This is a genomic window from Mangrovibacter sp. MFB070 (assembly GCF_000705335.1).
GTDB lineage: Bacteria > Pseudomonadota > Gammaproteobacteria > Enterobacterales > Enterobacteriaceae > Mangrovibacter > Mangrovibacter plantisponsor.
On sequence record NZ_JJMI01000039.1, the window covers coordinates 32,585 to 49,814 of the forward strand.

Consider the following 17,230-nt stretch of genomic DNA (forward strand, 5'->3'; position numbering starts at 1 on the left):
CAGTTAATCACGACACTATGTACGGGAATCCGCACAATGGCATATGATTTGAACGACCTGCAGGCGGTGGTTGCTGTTGCAAGGGCGGGCGGTTTTCGTGAAGCAGCCCGTAATCTCAACACTAATCCGTCGCGGCTCAGTGATGCAGTACGGCGAGCAGAACAACAACTGGGCGTGCGCTTGTTCAACCGAACTACCCGCACAGTCGCCCTGACTGAAGCAGGGCGGGCTTTGGTTGAAAACTTGCGCCCGGCGCTGGATGAAGTCGAAACAGCGCTGGATAAAATCAACGGTTTTCGCCATACCCCGCGTGGCACATTGCGCCTGAACGTACCCGTAAGTGCCGCCCGGCTGATCCTGCCAGATATCATTCCTGCATTTCTTGCCCGTTACCCGGAGATTGACGTAGACATCATTGCTGAAAGTAACCTGGTCGATATTTTCAGTGCCGGTTGCGATGCCGGGATCCGTTATGAAGAGAGCCTGGCACAGGATATGATTGCCGTTCCCTTTGGGCCGCGCACTCAACGGTTCGCGGTAGTGGCCTCACCTGAGTACCTGGCGTTTGCAGGCCAGCCCGAACACCCGACGCAATTAATGCAACACCGCTGTATTCGTTGCCGCTACCATAGTGGAGTTATTTCAGACTGGGAATTTCACAAAGGCGATGAAACAGTGCGGGTTCAGGTAAAAGGTCCCCTGGTCGTCAGCATCGGTGCCGCCGTTGACCTGGCTGTGGATGCAGCGATTAAAGGCGCGGGAATTATTATGCTTTTCGAAGACTGGCTGGCCCCGGCAATCGCCCGTGGCGAACTCAAGCCGGTGCTGGAGCCCTGGTGGCCTGAATTCAGCGGCCCGTGGCTCTATTACCCGGACCGCCGCCTGGTGCCCGCGCCATTGCGGGCCTTTATTGATTTTATTCATGAACTAAATGCGTATGAAAGGGAAAGCGGGAAACATGATACTGGCACACTCAGTGGATAATTGTCAGGTTATGACAACCAACGGATTGCTTGAAGGGAAGTGTGAAGCGGGTGTTCGGGTATGGCGTGGTGTTCCTTATGCCAGACCACCTGTTGGGGAATTGCGCTGGCGGGCGCCTCAACCACCTTTCGGCTGGCAGGGAATAAAACAGGCATATGAATATGGGCCGGCCAGTTGGCAGAGTGAAGAATATTGCCGCGAACTGGGTGGCGGGGACCCGGGTAGTTTTAGTGAAGACTGCCTGTATTTAAATATCTGGGCTCCGGCAACACCACCAACCCATCCTTTGCCGGTTATGGTCTGGCTGCATGGCGGCGGTTTTACCATTGGCGCCGGTGGGCTACCGCCTTATGAAGGCCACGGTTTAACCCGGCGCGGTATCATCCTGGTTACCGTGAATTACCGCCTTGGGCATCTCGGTTTTTTTGCCCACCCGGCGTTAGACGGGGAGGACCCCCGAGGCCCGTTACACAACTTTGGTTTACTTGACCAAATTGCGGCACTGAACTGGGTCAGGGAGAACATCGCGGCTTTTGGTGGTGATGCACAGCAGGTAACGTTGTTCGGCGAATCTGCAGGAGCACGAAGTGTGATGTCACTGATGGCCTCACCACTTGCCAGCGGGTTATTTCACCGGGCGATAATTCAAAGCGGTTACACGTTACCAGACACTCCACGGCCAGAGGCATTACACAATGGTGAACAAGTAGCGGCAGTTCTGGGGTTAAAACACGCCACTGCTGAACAGCTGCGAGAATTACCGGGCGATGCCTTCTGGCCTCTGGCCGCACCTTATTCACCAGCACCTGTGCCAATAAGTGGTGATATCGTGCTTCCCCAACCGGCACTGGACTGCTTTATGGAGGGCAGGCAGCATCCGGTACCGGTCATCGTAGGAAGTAACAGCGATGAAGCCAGCGTGCTCTCTGTGTTTGGTGTGGATGCCGCACAACAAATCCGCCAGATGCGCAAAACTCACCGGGGCGGACTTGCCCTGATACGCACGCTTTACCCGCATGCTTTACAGGATGATGTGCTAGGGCGCGAGGTTTGCCGTGATATGGCGTTCACCACACTGGGTCTGATTATCAGTGATGCACAAAAGAGAGCAGGCCAGGCTTGCTGGCGTTACTGGTTCGATTATGTCAGTGAAGGTGAACGGGACAGCCTGCCTTTTGGCGCGTCGCACGGTAATGAAGTTGCTTATGTGTTTGATACGCTGGCAACCATGATAACCACTACTGGGGCAGACCAAAAAGTTGCCGCGATTCTTGCTGATTACTGGGCCGCATTCGCCAGCCAGAAGAATGGAGAAGCGCATGCTCTTGCCGGGCCGGTCGCCTGGCCGGCACAAGGCGTTTTACAAATTGGCCAGCGGCGGCAGTTTGGTTTTCGCCATCGCCGCTGGTTTATGCCTTTGCGCCTGCGGTTGTTTAAACGGGTGATGAAACACCATGTAAATCTGGACTAAGTAACGCCTGGCGGAAGTCGTTTAAATTGCCTGCTTCGCTACCAGGCTTGCGCAACACCAGACGGTATGCCGCCCCCGTAGGAACTGCCTGTTCAGACAGCCGCACCAGCCGCCCGGCATTAATATCCGCAGCAACAAGGTGTTCATCGGCAATTGCAACACCAAAGCCCTGAATTGCGGCGCTGATAGCCAGATCCATGGTATCGAAGTGCTGGTTTTTACGCATTACCGGCCAGGGGCGGGGCTGGCTGTTCCACCACAATAACCAGTCAGTTTTATCCCGGGTGGGGTGTAAAAATGTCAGGCGGGATAAGCTTTCAGGTTGTGCTGCCAGTTGTTTTGCCAGCACCGGGCTTACTACCGGAGTCAGGCACTCATCAAACAGTAATTCACCACGTTCAGCTTTCCCATATTCAATTGCAGCGTCGAAGGGTTCGGCATGGAAATTAATTCCGTGATCGGTTGTGGTGGTTAACACTACATCCAGGTCCGGGTGGTGGTGTTCAATGGCAAGAAGGTTGGGCAATAACCAGCGCATAGCGCAGGTTGGCGCTTTAAGGCGTACTGATTGCGGTTTCTGGCGTGCCTGCTCAGCTACTATATGCACTTGCCTGAAGGCCTGTTCAAGTTCCGGGAGCAGCGCTTTCCCCCGAGGGGTCAGGTGCAAACCCCGGGCGTGGCGTTCAAATAACGCAAAGCCAAACCAGTTTTCCAGTGAGGCAATTTTGCGGCTTACTGCGCCCTGAGTCAGGTAAAGCTCTTTCGCTGCATGAGTCAGGTTAAGGTGCCGGGCGGTAACAATAAAGGCTTCAAGCGCATTCAGTGGCAGGGAATGGCGGGACATACACATCTCCAGCTATGCAATTTTTGCATGGCTATTATGACAACAATTCGGTTGTGCTTGCAATGCCGTACCGCTTGAATAGTTATGCAATTCGTAGCTATCACAGGAGCAGCCATGTCCATGCAATCCCCGGTACAGTGCAAGTCAAAACTGCCGGATGTAGGTACCACCATTTTTACCGTAATTGGGCAACTTTCATCCCAGCACAATGCTATTAACCTTTCCCAGGGTGCGCCAGGCTTTCCGTGTGACCCGGCACTGGTCGATGGCGTAACAAAAGCGATGAAGGAAAACCGTAACCAGTACGCTCCAATGACGGGTTTACCTCTTCTCAAACAACTGATTAGTGAAAAAGTCGCACTGGCTTATGGCCAGCATTATGATGCCGCAGATGAAGTGCTGGTCACTGCCAGCGCCAGTGAAGGGATCTACTCTGCTATCAGTGGCCTGGTTCACCCGGGCGATGAAGTAATTTACTTTGAACCCTCCTTCGACAGCTATGCGCCGGTAGTACGTTTGCAGGGGGCAACACCTGTTGCTGTCAAACTGACTCAGCCTGATTTCCGGATTAACTGGGATGAAGTGTCGGCCGCGATAAACAGCCGTACCCGCATGATAATTATCAATACCCCGCACAACCCGAGTGGCCAGGTGCTGAGTGAGTCAGATTTGAGCGAACTGGTTCGGTTAACCCAGGGTACCGATATCATTTTGCTGGCAGATGAAGTGTATGAGCATATCGTTTTTGATGGTGCACGCCACCACGGTATGGCTACCCACCCACGCCTGGCAGAGCGCAGTGTCATTATTTCTTCGTTTGGCAAAACGTTCCACGTTACAGGCTGGCGCGTAGGGTACTGTGTTGCGCCAAAAGTATTGATGGACGAGATAGTCAAAGTGCACCAGTTCTTAATGTTTGCAGCAGACACCCCAATGCAGTATGCCTTTGCCGACTACATGACGAACCCGGTCACCTGGCAAAGCCTGGGGCCGTTTTACCAGCGTAAGCGCGATTTACTCCAGTCTTTGCTGGCCGATTCACCCTTCAAATTATTACCGAGTGCCGGGTCATTCTTTATGCTCGCCAGTTACGGGCATTTTAGTGACGAACCCGACAGCGAGATGGTAAAACGTCTGATTGTGGAGCATGGTGTAGCTGCCATTCCGTTATCTGCGTTTTACACCGATGGTACAGACAATAAACTGATTCGCCTCTCTTTTGCGAAAGACGATGCGACATTAAAGGCTGGCGCACAAGCGTTATGCCAGGTTAAGCCACGTTAAGCAGGGTTATTCATGAAAAAAATCACATCACTGTTATTAGCCGCTGGGTTGTTATCTTCTTTATCTGCTATTGCTGCAGAAAACACGCTGCGCTTTGGGCTGGAAGCTGAATACCCACCGTTTGAAAGCCGTAATGCCGCAGGCCAGCTGGAAGGGTTTGATATCGACCTGGGCAAAGCTGTTTGCCAAACAGCAAAACTGAAATGCGAATGGGTGGAAACGTCATTTGATGCCCTGATACCGGGCCTGATGGCAAAAAAATTCGACGCTATTAACTCCGCAATGAATATCACGGAGCAGCGTGAAAAAAGCATCGACTTCACTCACCCAATTTACCGGATACCAACCCAACTGGTAGGTAAAGAAGGCAGTGGGATGGATGCAACAGTGGCATCTCTGAAAGGTAAAACCATTGGCGTATTGCAAGGTTCTATCCAGGAAGTTTATGCCAAAGAGCACTGGGAAAAACAGGGTGTAACTGTTGTTTCATATAAAGACCAGAACATGGCATGGGCCGATTTACTTAATGGCCGTATTGATGCCTCACTGGTAATGTCTGCGGCAGGCCAGGCCGGGTTCCTGAGCAAGCCTCAGGGTAAAGGTTTTGGCTTTATCGGCAAGCCGGTCAGTGATGACAAAATTTTGGGGAGTGGGATTGGTTTTGGCCTGCGCAAAGGCGATGCTGAAACGAAAGCACGCCTGGATGCGGCTATCAGCAAATTACAGGCCGATGGCACTGTCACCACCCTGGCGAAAAAATATTTCCCTGGTATTGACGTGAGTGTGAAATAACACCGTTTTTGCTGCGACCTCAGGGAGACATGTCTGAAAAACAGGCGCTCGTGCGGGTCGCAGCGTTGTGTTGTTGGATTCACAATAAATTTTGTCTAGAGTGTCATGGCAACGGGCTTGAGTGCATAGTGGGAATGCCCGTTAACTTAACGCTACTATCCTGACAAAAAGGACGATGAATCCGGCATGAATCGCAGACGTTTTATAAAAGCTTCTATGGCGCTGGCCGCTGCCTGTGGCACTCCAGCACTTGCCACTTTCTTCTCGCGCGCTGCGTGGGCACAAGAGTCAGGAATTGCGGATGGCAGTACCCGCACTTTCGATTTTTCCGTGTTGCAGTCTATGGCCCATGATTTGGCGCAAAAGGCCTGGGGTGGCGCACCTCGTCCGTTGCCGAAAACGCTGGCCGATTTAACGCCTCAGGCATACAACAGCATTCAGTATGATGCAGCGCATTCTTTGTGGCACAACATTGAAGACCGCCAACTGGATGTGCAGTTTTTCCACGTAGGCATGGGCTTTCGCCGCCGGGTAAGAATGTTCTCTCTCGACCCGGCAACCCACCAGGCCAGGGAAGTGCATTTCCGCCCGGATTTATTCAACTACCACGATGCCGGCGTGGATGTCAGCCAACTGGAAGGGCAGCCAGACCTTGGCTTCGCTGGTTTTAAAGTGTTTAAAGCACCTGAACTGGCACGTCGTGATGTGGTTTCATTCCTTGGGGCGAGCTATTTCCGTGCAGTAGACAACACCTGGCAATATGGCCTGTCTGCCCGTGGACTGGCAATTGATACCTTTACAGATAAACCAGAAGAGTTTCCTGATTTTACGGCATTCTGGTTTGAAACCCCCAAAGCCAGCGACACCACTTTTGTGGTATATGCCTTGCTGGACAGCCCAAGTGCTACTGGCGCTTACAAATTTACCATTCAGTGCGAAGAAACCCAGGTGATTATGGAAGTCGAAAATCACCTGTATGCACGCCAGGACATCAGGCAACTGGGGATAGCCCCAATGACCAGTATGTTCAGTTGCGGCACTAATGAACGCAAAATGTGCGACACCATTCACCCACAAATTCATGACTCAGACCGCCTGTCTATGTGGCGTGGTAATGGTGAGTGGATTTGCCGCCCACTCAATAACCCGCAACGCCTGCAGTTCAACGCATTTATGGACGAAAACCCGAAAGGTTTTGGGTTGTTACAACTCGACCACCGCTTCGAAAGCTACCAGGATGTAATGGGCTGGTATAACAAACGCCCAAGCCTGTGGGTTGAACCGCGCAATGCCTGGGGTAAAGGCCATGTTTGCCTGATGGAGATCCCAACAACAGGTGAAACACTGGATAATATCGTGTGTTTCTGGCAGCCGGAAAAACCGGTCAAAGCAGGTGACACACTGAACTTCCAGTACCGTTTGTACTGGAGCGGGGAGCCGCCTTATCACACCAATATGGCGCGAGTCTATGCAACCCGCACAGGTATGGGGAGCTTCCCGGAAGGCTGGGCACCTGGTGAACACTACCCGGAAAAATGGTCCCGCCGTTTTGCCATCGATTTCGTTGGTGGAGACCTGAAAGATGCTGCGCCTAAAGGCATTGAGCCAGTTATCACGTTGTCCAGTGGTGAAGCGCGTCAGGTAGAAATCCTGTACGTTGAGCCATTTGATGGCTACCGTATTCTGTTCGACTGGTATCCAAATTCTGATTCCGTAGACCCGGTAGAAATGCGCATGTTCCTGCGTTGCCAGGGGAAAGCCATTAGTGAAACCTGGCTTTACCAGTATTTCCCGCCAGCACCAGATAAACGCAAATATGTTGATGAACGCCAAATGCGTTAATACCGCAGGGTAAAAAAAACCGCGCAAGGTTTGCTGCCTGCGCGGTTTTTTTATAATTAAAGCAGGGTCAGGCCAACGGGCCGCCCATCACGGTATCTTCAATTCCCGCCATAATGCGCTCTCCGGTTTCCGTTTTCAGTTCATCATACCAGGCATGTGTTGCCTGTAGATCCTTACCGTGTGTCACATCGCATCGTTTACGTGCTTTCAGAACCAGGTCTTTTACCCGCTCATTGCGTTTTTCCTGGTACCGCTGCAGAGCATCTTCAATTCCCAGCGAGTTGGTTTGCAGGGCAATTGCGAGCACCACCGCATCTTCCATCGCCGCACAACCGCCCTGGCCAATATCCGGAGTGGTACTGTGCCCGGCATCACCTAACAGCGCCACCCGGCCACGTACCAGCTGCATAAATGGCTCGATGTCGTGAATTTCTATGCGGTTCGTTGTTTGTGGGTCCAGTGTATCAATCAGCTTTTGAACGGGTGGGCACCAGCCAGAAAAATAGCGTTTAAGATCGCCCCTGAGAGTATCTCTGTCTTCGTCCAGCCCTTTGGGTAAAGGGACATCGAAGAAGAAGTAAAAACGGTTACCGGCAACCGGCATGAGGGAAACGCGTTTCCCTTCTGCAACAAAAGTGGTCCACTGGTCTGCCGGAGCAATAGTTTCATCAATATCAACCAGTCCGTTCCAGTTTACATAACCCGCATAACGGCGTTCCGTCTGGTAACCCAGTACCCAGTTACGGATAACAGAGTGGGTGCCATCGGCTGCAATCAGCAGGTCACCCGTTGCTTTGTGCCCGTCTTCAAACCAGGCACAAACACCATCTTGCTGTTCTTCTATATGGGTAACCCGTTTACCGAATTGCACCGCGTCTTTGCCATATTGCTCCAGCAACATGTTTTGTAATTCTGCGCGCGCTACAGGATAGGGCCGCTCACCCACCGCCTGAACCAGCGGCGACAGACTGAAACGGGTGAGGGTAGTTGCACTGTGCCCGTCATTGTAAGCGAGATATGCCATATTGCCGCCAAGGGCAGTGATATTTTCATGAAGGCCAAGATAATTCAGGCATTTTACCCCGTTTGGCCAGATTGAAATTGCTGCACCAACAGGTTTAATTTCTTTTACGGCTTCATACACCTCGGTTTCGATGCCGCAACGTTTCAGAGCAATCGCTGCGGATAAACCGCCAATGCCACCACCAATTATGACTGCTTTCATGCTTGTCTCCTGTTCTGTAACAGAAATTTTGCAATTTCTGTACCAGGTTCGGTTATCACATGATTGAAACTTTAGTTACATAGCGCACCAATGGTTTCAATAACATAACTACAATCATGGCAGAGAGTTGCAGAGCCTGCCGTTGCCTGCTTGTGGTGCAATAACAACAATTGCGCACAATAAAGGGGCGGATAAAGCGCAAGACTTTTCATTAAGAATCCCTTAGTCTTTGAAAATAGTGAAAAGAAAAGAGGTATACCTGTGAATACGCCCCAATCATGGCAGGATGAAGTGATTTCTGTGGATTCGCATATTCAATTGCATTCAGTTCATGAACGCTTTGTTGATCCTCTGTTTGAACTGATTCTGCGTAACAAAGACTGGCTGCAACAAAGTATGAACTGGCCGCAATTTGTCAATGCACGGGAAGATACCGTGAAAACGGTTCAGGGTAATTATCTGTTGCACCACCGCAATATCACCAAAATGTTTATGATTCTGAGTAAGTCAAAACTGGTTGGTGTGGTGTCTTTTAACCTGATAGAACCAACAAATAAAGCTGCCTATATTGGCTACTGGCTGGACGAAGCGGCTCAGGGTAAAGGTATTTTGTCCCGTTCGTTAAACGCAATGATGATGAAATATGCCCGTGAAGGGCTGGTACGCCGCTTTGTTATTAAATGCATTGTAACCAACACGGCCAGCAACCAGGTTGCCCAGCGTAATGGTTTCACTCTTGAAGGCCGGTTGCGTGAAGCAGAATTTCTTAATGGCGAATATCACGACCAGAACATCTACGGGCGGATTATTGATGCCAGCCAGGCGAACAAAGCAGAGTAAATTAACACTCAAAAGGCAGGAAAGGGCTGGCGCGGGTGATGCGCTGGTCACCTGTCAGTATTTTTGAGTCGCGCAATAAAACGGTTTCGTTATCCCAGGTTTCAATACAGGCGTTATCACGGAGTTCTGTGGCATTCTCCAGGCGAACATTTCCCGCAATACGCCCGTGCCCCCGAACGGTGACATGGTCGCATAATACTACCGGGCCGCCGTGCAGGTTTGCGTAATCAAGCAGAGCCACACAGCCGGACAGAACACAGTTGCCTTCAACCACCGCATAATCAGCAACCCGCGCACGCCCGCGCAAAACAGGGATAGCATCTGCATCCTGCCCGGCAACAATACGGGCATGGTCACTCACACTGGTATTGTCACACAGCCAGACATTACAGTTTTCGTTCCCCTGAATAATGGCATACCCACTGACACAAGCCCGGTGTTCAAGAAAACCAAAATCAATATATGCATGCCCGCAGACACACACCTGGTGAGCCAGTAAACTCCGCCTGATATGCGCATTGCCGCTGACAGTAAGGATTTGGTCAGGGTCTGCGGTAAATCCCAAACAGGCTATGATGCGGGTGTCGTACAGTTGCGCTTCCCCGCTAATAAGCGCCGGGCCATCTACCTGGCAATCTTTTACCCGTGCGCGGTCTGTAACATTCAGTTTACCGGTTAACCGGGTGAGGCCAAGAATTTGCGCATCACCACTCACTTGTGCACCACCAAAGACTTCAACTTGTTCTTCAAGCCAGGCGCTACCTTGCTGACTCAGGTTGTCTGGCCCTTCTACCCAGCCGCCCAACTGGCCTGCGCATACCGAACCAAAGTGCACCAATGCACGTATCTGAAACAGGGTGATGCTTTCTCCCTGTGGCGAAATAAGCGTGCGGGATTGGTCGCTCAACTGGTATTTTTTCATTATCATCTCCGGTTATTGTATTAATTTTGGCAGACGATAAAGGCTTTGCCACTGGTTACCGGCGGTGGCAGGAGAAAACCATGCGCACAGAAAACTATTTTCATGAAAATTACGGGCTGACTTTACCTCACTCTGAACTGCGAAGTGCTGTTAACCGGCTGACACCCCACAGCCAGGTGCTGGACCTGGGCTGTGGTAACGGGCGCAACAGCCTCTACCTGGCAGATGCAGGGCACCAGGTTCAGGCCTGGGACAAAAACGTTGCCAGCATAGAAAACCTGCAGCGTATTGCCCGGCAGGAAAAACTGGGGAATCTCGAAGCAGCAGTGGCTGACCTGAACCAGGTCAGTTTTCACGGCGCGTATGATTTATTGTTATCAACAGTGGTTATGATGTTCCTTGAGCCTGCGACTATTCCGCGGCTGATTAACCAGATGCAGGAAGCTACACGCCCGGGTGGGTTGAATTTAATTGTCTCAGCAATGAGTACCGCTGATTTCCCATGTTCCGTTGGCTTCCCTTTTACCTTCAAAGAAGGTGAGCTGGCGGCGTATTATGCAGGCTGGAACCTGCATAAATACAATGAAGATGTGGGGGAATTGCATAAAACTGACAGCAACGGGAACCGCATTAAACTCAGATTTGCGACGCTGCTTGCTCAGAAGGTGTAACCGGCCATGCGCTTTGCTGAATAACAGTACGGTAGCCATCATGGTCTATAAACGTCTGCCCGTGATGGTCCCAATAAGGGTTGTAACTGTTAATGGCATTAAAACCGGCAAGGCGCATTTTTTCGCAGCGCTGCCGCCAGCTGGTTGGGTCCGGGTAATAGAGAACCAGTAAGTCCTCGCTCCCGGGTGCAGGTATAACAGGGTGGCGGTGGCACACTGTAAACTCAAGGTGCCATGCAGCCTGCGGGAGCGACAGCATAATGCCACTAAAACCATTATGCTCACTGAATCGCCCCGTTACCTCCAACCCAAGCCCTGTACAGTAGAGCGTTTCACTTTGTGTCAGAGAGGTAACCGGTCTGGCAATGCGTAAATGTGGCGTGTTCATTGTGAAGGCCCTTTATTGACAGTACTTTATGCAGTGTTGCAGTTTCTGGTTTGCCTGTGTTGTCAAAAGTGCCTTTGTGTTACACGCGCCACACTTTTCCCGCTACTTCGGGTGTCAGGCGCTCTTCAGCCGCAACCCGACACGTAATTTATTGACCGGCACAAACATCACCAGGTTGCCCGCAAGGATCAGAACCAGGCCAATAACCGCATTACTTTTCCACTGGTAATTTTCAAAAACGGTTGAAATAGTTAATGCCACCAGGGGAAACAGCAGGGTACTCCAGGCCGCATTTGCCGGGCCAATACGCCCAACCAACGTAAAATAAGCACCAAATGCAATCACTGAACCAAAAATCCCCAAATAAAGCAGTGCGCTAATATAACGGGGATCCCATTCAGGCATAAAATGGCTGCCACTGAACAGGCCAATTGCTCCCATCACCAGCGTACCGTACAGCATAGCCCAACTGTTGGTAGTGAGTGTATCCAGCCCACGTTTCTGGTGGCGGGCACTGATCATATTTCCCAGCGAGAAACCATAGGTACCCAGTGCGCTTAACCCAATACCACCAAGTAGCGTCAGGGATAGCGTTTGGCCTACTACATCGTCCCAGAACAACACCACCATACCCACCAGTCCGAGTAGCGCGGCAGCATAAAAACGCGGTGCCGGGCGCTGGCCAAAAAACAGAAAACTGTTCACTGCATTAAACAGTACGGCCATAGAGAAAATCACTGATTCCAGCCCACTGGTTATCCAGGCGGCTGCATGGTAGAAGCAGAAGAAGTTGAAACCGAAAACACAGCACCCTTGTAGCAGGCAGAATAAATGGTCTTCTTTGTGCATAGATTTCAGGCGGCGGGTCATCAGCATCACTGGCCATAACACGGCACAAGCCACAGCAAACCGCCAGAAAATAGAAACGGGTACAGCGACCGGCCCTTGTTGCATGGCAATGGCAATCCAGGTAGTTCCCCAAATAACAACGACCAAAATATACAGTACTGCGTTCATAACCAGCCTCATTACCCTGAAAAAGTAACCAGTAGTGTGCCGTGGCCTGCGCAAAGCGGCTTGCAGCAGGTTGTGGTGCACTTGCATATTCTTGCGCTTTTTTTTCTGGTAATGGCTGGCAGGGGAGAAATTGCCACCGTAGACTGTCAAACAGATGAAGCAATGGCAGATCAATATGGGTTACCACGCATTCGAAAATTTGCGCCAGCACAAGGCGGTATTACACGACAGTGTGCAGCTTAACTCCGGGGTACAACTGGCATCCTGGTCAAATAAGCATGACACCATCACGCAGATGAGCGACCACCATACATTAAGTTTGTATGTGGCAGACGGGTACGAAACCTACCACAAAACACATCAGGGCTGGAAAAACGGCGGCGGGCCAGACAGGTTTTGCCTGATGCCAGAACAGAGTGAGTCCACCTGGGATGTGCGGGCAGCCCTTTCGTTTGTCCACCTTTATTGTACCGATACGCATTTACGCACAATCGCGGAAGAGATTTGGGACCGCAGCCCGGCCAGTATTCAGCTGGATGAACGGACGTTTGCCGAAGATGCCCAGATTACCCAACTTTACCGCCAGTTTTTGCTTAATAACGCCTGGGGGGAACAGGCAAACCACCTGGTGCTCAGTACCGCATCCACATTGCTGCTTACTCATATTGTGCAGCGTTACAGCACCGTTCAGTGGAAGTTGCCCCCGGTAAAAGGTGGTCTGGCACCAGTGGTTTTACGCCAGACTGTGGAGTGGGTGGAACATCACCTGGATACGGCAATTACTCTGGACAGGCTGGCGGCACAGGCAGGGCTCAGCGAATTTCATTTTGCGCGCATGTTCCGCCAGTCTGTTGGTGTTGCGCCGCATCAGTATGTAATGCAGCGCCGAATGATCAAAGCCGAACAACTGGTGAAAGCAGGGCAATTACCGCTTACCGATATCGCCCTGCAGTGTGGTTTTAGTTCTTCAAGCCATTTTTCAAACCGTTTCCGCGCTGTTTATGGCTGTACACCTTCCGCTATGCGTGCTTTAGGTGCCAGGCAGGCATAGCATACGCCACCGGCAACCAGCCCCCAAAATGCACTCCCCACACCGCCAAGTGTTACCCCGCTGGCGGTAATTAAAAAAGTAATAATCGCGGCGTCACGTTGATGGGGGATATTCAGTGCCTGAACCAGGCTCCCACTGATAGTGCCCAACAATGCTAATCCGGCAAGCGTCTGGATCCAGGCCTCGGGTACGGCGGCCATCAATGAGGTAATAGTGGCACCAGATAACCCGGCAAGCAGGTAAAATACCCCAGCCGTGGCTGATGCCTTCCAGCGTTGTTGTGCGTCAGGGTGTGCCTCCGGGCTTTGGCAAATCGCGGCAGTAATCGCGGCGATACATACAGAGAACACCCCGAATGGCGACAGCAGCAGCGACAACCCGCCGGTAACCACCATCAGCAATGAAACAGGCAGGTGGTAACCGGATGCTTTCATGGTAGCCACACCTGGTGCATTTTGAGATGCCATGGTGACCAAGAAGAAAGGCACACCAACCCCCAGCAGGGCAGAAAGAGAGAAGTGGGGCGTTACCCACTGCGGTATAACAAAATGGGTATCAATATGCCGGGTATTTATACTGCCGGTCATGGCACAAATAACCAGCCCGGCAACCAGGGTGAACACAATGGCATAGCGTGGCGCGATACGGCGGGCTATGACCCAGCAGGCTAACATTGTGCCGGTTAACACCAGGTGGCCTTGCAGGTTAGCAAAGGCATCCAGCCCGAAGCGCAATAAAATACCGGCCAGCATCGCGGCAGCCAGGCTGTGAGGAATAATTTGCATTAACCGGGCAAACAGGCCGGTTACGCCGCACAAAACAATCAGCAAGTTGGTAAACACAAAAACGCCAATAGCATCATTGATGGTCAGCCCATGCAGGCTGGTTGCCAGTAATGCCGCACCCGGGGTGGACCAGGCTGTCAGCACCGGAATACGGTACCAGCAGGATAAAATTAACGAACTGGCCCCCATCGCAATTCCCAGCATGGTCATCCAGCCCGCAATTTGGTCAGGCGTGGCGCCAGCCGCGGTCGCCGCCTGCCAAATAATTGCAGCAGAACTGGCATAGCCAACTAATACTGCGACAAAACCGGACATTAACGTGGGGAACGGAAGGGATGTGTGCCTCATAGCGGCTCCTGTATTGTGCGTTATAACGTCCGGACTATATCACCGTGCGTTATAACGCACAAGGCGCTATACTTACCGGCCACACAGGAGAAACTTATGGATGATATAGCAGCCTGGTTGTCATCAACGCTGAAACAGCTACGTCAGCAACGCGGGTGGAGCCTGGCACAAGCCGCAGAGAAAACGGGTGTATCAAAAGCTATGCTGGGGCAAATTGAGCGCAACGAATCCAGCCCGACAGTTGCCACGCTGTGGAAAATTGCCACTGGTCTGAATGTGCCGTTGTCGCGTTTTATCACCACGCCAGGCAGTGAACGGCCTGTCTATGATGCCCAGCAGCAGGCGATGGTAGTAACACCACTTTTCCCATATGACCCGGTATTACGTTTCGATATGTTCAGCATTACACTGGCACCAGGAGCACAAAGTGACTCCAGCCCCCATGAACAGGGTGTTATTGAACATGTGGTTGTTCTTACAGGCGAATTATCGTTGTGTGTTGATGGGCAATGGCACACACTTTCCGCCGGTGAGGCATGGCGCTTTATTGCAGATGTTCCCCACAGTTATGCTAACCATAGTGCTATAACCACGGTATTTCAGTCGCTGATTCACTATCCATCGTCTACGGTTTAAAACAGAGCGACTTTCCCGTGAAAAGCGGTTTTGCTCGTACCCGAATCTGACTACAATAGCCGCCTTTCAATAAACCTGAATAAGACAATTATGCGCCTGCAAACTCATAAACTTGAACTGCTCAGCCCGGCACGTGATGCCGAAATAGCCCGCGAAGCCATTCTGCATGGCGCTGATGCGGTCTATATTGGCGGCCCGGACTTCGGGGCACGCCATAACGCATCTAACAGCCTGAAAGATATTGCTGAACTGGTTCCTTTTGCCCACCAGTTTGGTGCCAAAGTGTTTGTGACACTGAATACTATTCTGCATGACAATGAGTTGGCTGGCGCACAAAAGCTGATTACTGACCTGTATCAGGCCGGGGTGGACGCACTCATTGTTCAGGATATGGGGATCCTTGAGCTGGATATTCCCCCCATTGAGCTGCATGCCAGCACTCAGTGCGATATTCGCAGTGTGGATAAAGCCCGCTTTTTAGGTAATGCCGGTTTCTCACAAATCGTTCTGGCGCGTGAACTGAATCTCAACCAGATTGCCGATATTCATGAAAATACCGATGCCACCATTGAGTTTTTTATTCATGGCGCGTTGTGCGTAGCGTACTCCGGGCAGTGCAACATTTCTCATGCGCAAACCGGGCGCAGTGCTAACCGCGGGGACTGTTCCCAGGCCTGCCGCCTGCCTTATACCCTGAAAGACGACCAGGGCCGGGTAGTTGCTTATGAAAAACACCTGCTTTCGATGAAAGATAACGACCAAAGCGCCAACCTGGAAGCACTGATCAATGCTGGTGTGCGCTCTTTTAAAATCGAAGGGCGTTATAAAGACATGAGTTATGTGAAAAACATAACCGCTTATTATCGCCAGTTGCTGGATAACATTATTGAGGCGCGCAGCGATCTCGCTCGTGCTTCTGCCGGGCGCACTGAACACTTTTTTATTCCGTCTCCAGATAAAACTTTTCACCGCGGCAGCACAGACTATTTTGTGAACCAACGTAAACAGGATATTGGCGCTTTTGATTCACCCAAATTTATTGGCTTGCCTGTTGGTGAAGTGCTGGGTGTAGCGGCCAAACACCTCGATGTGGAAACCAGTGAACCTCTGGCTAACGGCGATGGCCTGAATGTCATGATCAAACGCGAGGTAGTGGGTTTCCGGGTGAATACCGTTGAGAAAACGGGAGAAGGGCGTTACCGGGTCTGGCCGAATGAAATGCCTGCTGATTTACATAAAATCCGCCCTCATCATCCGCTTAATCGCAACCTGGACCACAACTGGCAACAGGCTTTACTTAAAACTTCCAGCGAACGGCGTATTGCAGTAGACCTGGAATTAAGTGGCTGGCAGGAACAACTGGTACTAACCGCAACCAGCGAAGATGGCGTAAGTGTAACGCATACCCTGGATGGTCAGTTTGATATTGCAAATAACCCGGAAAAAGCGCAAAGCCAGCTTCATGATGGCGTGGCGAAACTGGGGCAGACGTGTTATTACCCACGGGAAGTGAACCTGGCTTTAGCGGCCCCATTGTTTGTACCCAACAGCGTACTGAACCAGTTACGCCGTGAAACCATCTGCATGTTAACCGATGCCCGCATGGCAAATTACCCGCGCGGCAGCCGTAAACCGGTGAGCGTTCCACCACCAGTTTATCCTGAATCACACCTGACTTTTCTTGCCAACGTGTACAACCATAAAGCCCGGGATTTTTACCACCGCTACGGGGTTAAACTGATTGATGCGGCGTACGAGGCCCACGAAGAGAAAGGTGATGTACCGGTAATGATCACCAAACACTGCCTGCGTTTTGCGTTTAACTTGTGCCCAAAACAGGCCAAAGGCGTGCAGGGTGTTAAAGGGCGGGCCACCCCCATGCAACTGGTGCATCAGGATGAAGTGCTGACCCTGAAATTTGACTGTAAACCCTGTGAAATGCATGTCATTGGCAAAATGAAAAACCACATTATGAAAATGCCGTTGCCGGGCAGTGTGGTGGCATCAGTGACACCGGAAGAGTTAATGAAAACTCTGCCAGGGCGGAAAGGGCGGTAATTTTCACGCTTTTGATATCTGTTGCCCCGAATATCGGGGCAACAGGTATGCTGGGGAATATTTGCCAGAAAT

At 51.4% G+C, this 17,230-nt stretch carries 16 protein-coding genes; 10 read left to right on the forward strand and 6 right to left on the reverse strand.

The features are described from left to right. Window positions 1-36: 36 nt before the first annotated feature. Both DT73_RS18395 and DT73_RS18400 read left to right on the forward strand, forming a co-directional pair. Window positions 37-984: a LysR family transcriptional regulator gene (locus DT73_RS18395; RefSeq protein ID WP_036112976.1), complete on the forward strand. Its 948-nt coding sequence runs from the start codon at window positions 37-39 to the stop codon at window positions 982-984. Then, window positions 959-2,455: a carboxylesterase/lipase family protein gene (locus tag DT73_RS18400; protein WP_036112978.1), complete on the forward strand. Its 1,497-nt coding sequence runs from the start codon at window positions 959-961 to the stop codon at window positions 2,453-2,455. Before DT73_RS18395 ends, DT73_RS18400 begins: the two co-directional genes overlap by 26 nt. On the opposite strand, the gene DT73_RS18405 is transcribed toward DT73_RS18400, so the two are convergent. Continuing rightward, entirely contained in the window at window positions 2,418-3,299 is an 882-nt protein-coding gene (locus DT73_RS18405; RefSeq protein ID WP_036112982.1) for a LysR family transcriptional regulator, read from the reverse strand. The genes DT73_RS18400 and DT73_RS18405 overlap by 38 nt on opposite strands. A gap of 114 nt (window positions 3,300-3,413) precedes the next feature. On the opposite strand from DT73_RS18405, the gene DT73_RS18410 reads away from it, so the two are divergent. From DT73_RS18410 to DT73_RS18420, 3 genes are all read left to right on the forward strand, one after another. Further along, window positions 3,414-4,583 carry a methionine aminotransferase gene (locus DT73_RS18410; RefSeq protein ID WP_036112985.1) on the forward strand — a complete coding sequence of 390 codons (1,170 nt, stop codon included), beginning with the start codon at window positions 3,414-3,416 and terminating at the stop codon, window positions 4,581-4,583. A 12-nt stretch (window positions 4,584-4,595) separates the two neighbouring features. Then, window positions 4,596-5,375 (forward strand): ABC transporter substrate-binding protein, encoded by a 780-nt coding sequence (locus DT73_RS18415; protein ID WP_036112988.1) that lies wholly within the window; start codon window positions 4,596-4,598, stop codon window positions 5,373-5,375. Between the two features lie 186 nt (window positions 5,376-5,561). After that, entirely contained in the window at window positions 5,562-7,217 is a 1,656-nt protein-coding gene (locus tag DT73_RS18420) for a glucan biosynthesis protein D (protein WP_036112992.1), read from the forward strand. A gap of 67 nt (window positions 7,218-7,284) precedes the next feature. Here the strand turns inward: DT73_RS18420 and hpxO are convergent, their stop codons facing one another. After that, window positions 7,285-8,442 carry an FAD-dependent urate hydroxylase HpxO gene (gene hpxO / locus DT73_RS18425; protein WP_036112994.1) on the reverse strand — a complete coding sequence of 386 codons (1,158 nt, stop codon included), beginning with the start codon at window positions 8,440-8,442 and terminating at the stop codon, window positions 7,285-7,287. 261 nt (window positions 8,443-8,703) lie between these two features. Between hpxO and rimL the strand changes: the two genes are divergently transcribed. After that, window positions 8,704-9,282 (forward strand): 50S ribosomal protein L7/L12-serine acetyltransferase, encoded by a 579-nt coding sequence (gene rimL / locus DT73_RS18430; RefSeq protein ID WP_036112997.1) that lies wholly within the window; start codon window positions 8,704-8,706, stop codon window positions 9,280-9,282. 1 nt (window position 9,283) lies between these two features. Here rimL and DT73_RS18435 read toward each other — a convergent pair whose 3' ends face one another. Further along, complete coding sequence (locus DT73_RS18435) at window positions 9,284-10,204, reverse strand: hypothetical protein (RefSeq protein ID WP_036112999.1); 921 nt, start codon at window positions 10,202-10,204, stop codon at window positions 9,284-9,286. An 80-nt stretch (window positions 10,205-10,284) separates the two neighbouring features. Here DT73_RS18435 and tehB point away from each other — a divergent pair, with 80 nt between their 5' ends. Further along, window positions 10,285-10,875 (forward strand): tellurite resistance methyltransferase TehB, encoded by a 591-nt coding sequence (tehB, locus tag DT73_RS18440; RefSeq protein ID WP_036113003.1) that lies wholly within the window; start codon window positions 10,285-10,287, stop codon window positions 10,873-10,875. On the opposite strand, the gene DT73_RS18445 is transcribed toward tehB, so the two are convergent. Together DT73_RS18445 and DT73_RS18450 are read right to left on the reverse strand one after the other, a co-directional pair. Next, window positions 10,841-11,263 (reverse strand): VOC family protein, encoded by a 423-nt coding sequence (locus DT73_RS18445; RefSeq protein WP_036113006.1) that lies wholly within the window; start codon window positions 11,261-11,263, stop codon window positions 10,841-10,843. The two genes, tehB and DT73_RS18445, sit on opposite strands and share 35 nt — an antisense overlap. Window positions 11,264-11,377: 114 nt before the next feature. After that, on the reverse strand, window positions 11,378-12,280 hold the full coding sequence (locus tag DT73_RS18450; protein ID WP_036113614.1) for a DMT family transporter: 903 nt from the start codon (window positions 12,278-12,280) through the stop codon (window positions 11,378-11,380). Window positions 12,281-12,434: 154 nt separating this feature from the next. On the opposite strand from DT73_RS18450, the gene DT73_RS18455 reads away from it, so the two are divergent. Then, window positions 12,435-13,331 (forward strand): helix-turn-helix domain-containing protein, encoded by an 897-nt coding sequence (locus DT73_RS18455; RefSeq protein WP_235234542.1) that lies wholly within the window; start codon window positions 12,435-12,437, stop codon window positions 13,329-13,331. Here the strand turns inward: DT73_RS18455 and DT73_RS18460 are convergent. Then, window positions 13,280-14,464, reverse strand: a complete 1,185-nt coding sequence (locus DT73_RS18460) for a benzoate/H(+) symporter BenE family transporter (protein ID WP_036113009.1) — start codon at window positions 14,462-14,464, stop codon at window positions 13,280-13,282. The two genes, DT73_RS18455 and DT73_RS18460, sit on opposite strands and share 52 nt — an antisense overlap. 96 nt (window positions 14,465-14,560) lie before the next feature. Between DT73_RS18460 and DT73_RS18465 the strand changes: the two genes are divergently transcribed. Both DT73_RS18465 and DT73_RS18470 read left to right on the forward strand, forming a co-directional pair. Further along, window positions 14,561-15,100 carry a helix-turn-helix domain-containing protein gene (locus tag DT73_RS18465; RefSeq protein WP_036113012.1) on the forward strand — a complete coding sequence of 180 codons (540 nt, stop codon included), beginning with the start codon at window positions 14,561-14,563 and terminating at the stop codon, window positions 15,098-15,100. A gap of 90 nt (window positions 15,101-15,190) precedes the next feature. After that, the gene (locus tag DT73_RS18470) at window positions 15,191-17,158 is read left to right on the forward strand and encodes a U32 family peptidase (RefSeq protein ID WP_036113015.1); all 1,968 of its coding nucleotides are present in this window, start codon (window positions 15,191-15,193) and stop codon (window positions 17,156-17,158) included. Window positions 17,159-17,230: the final 72 nt, after the last annotated feature.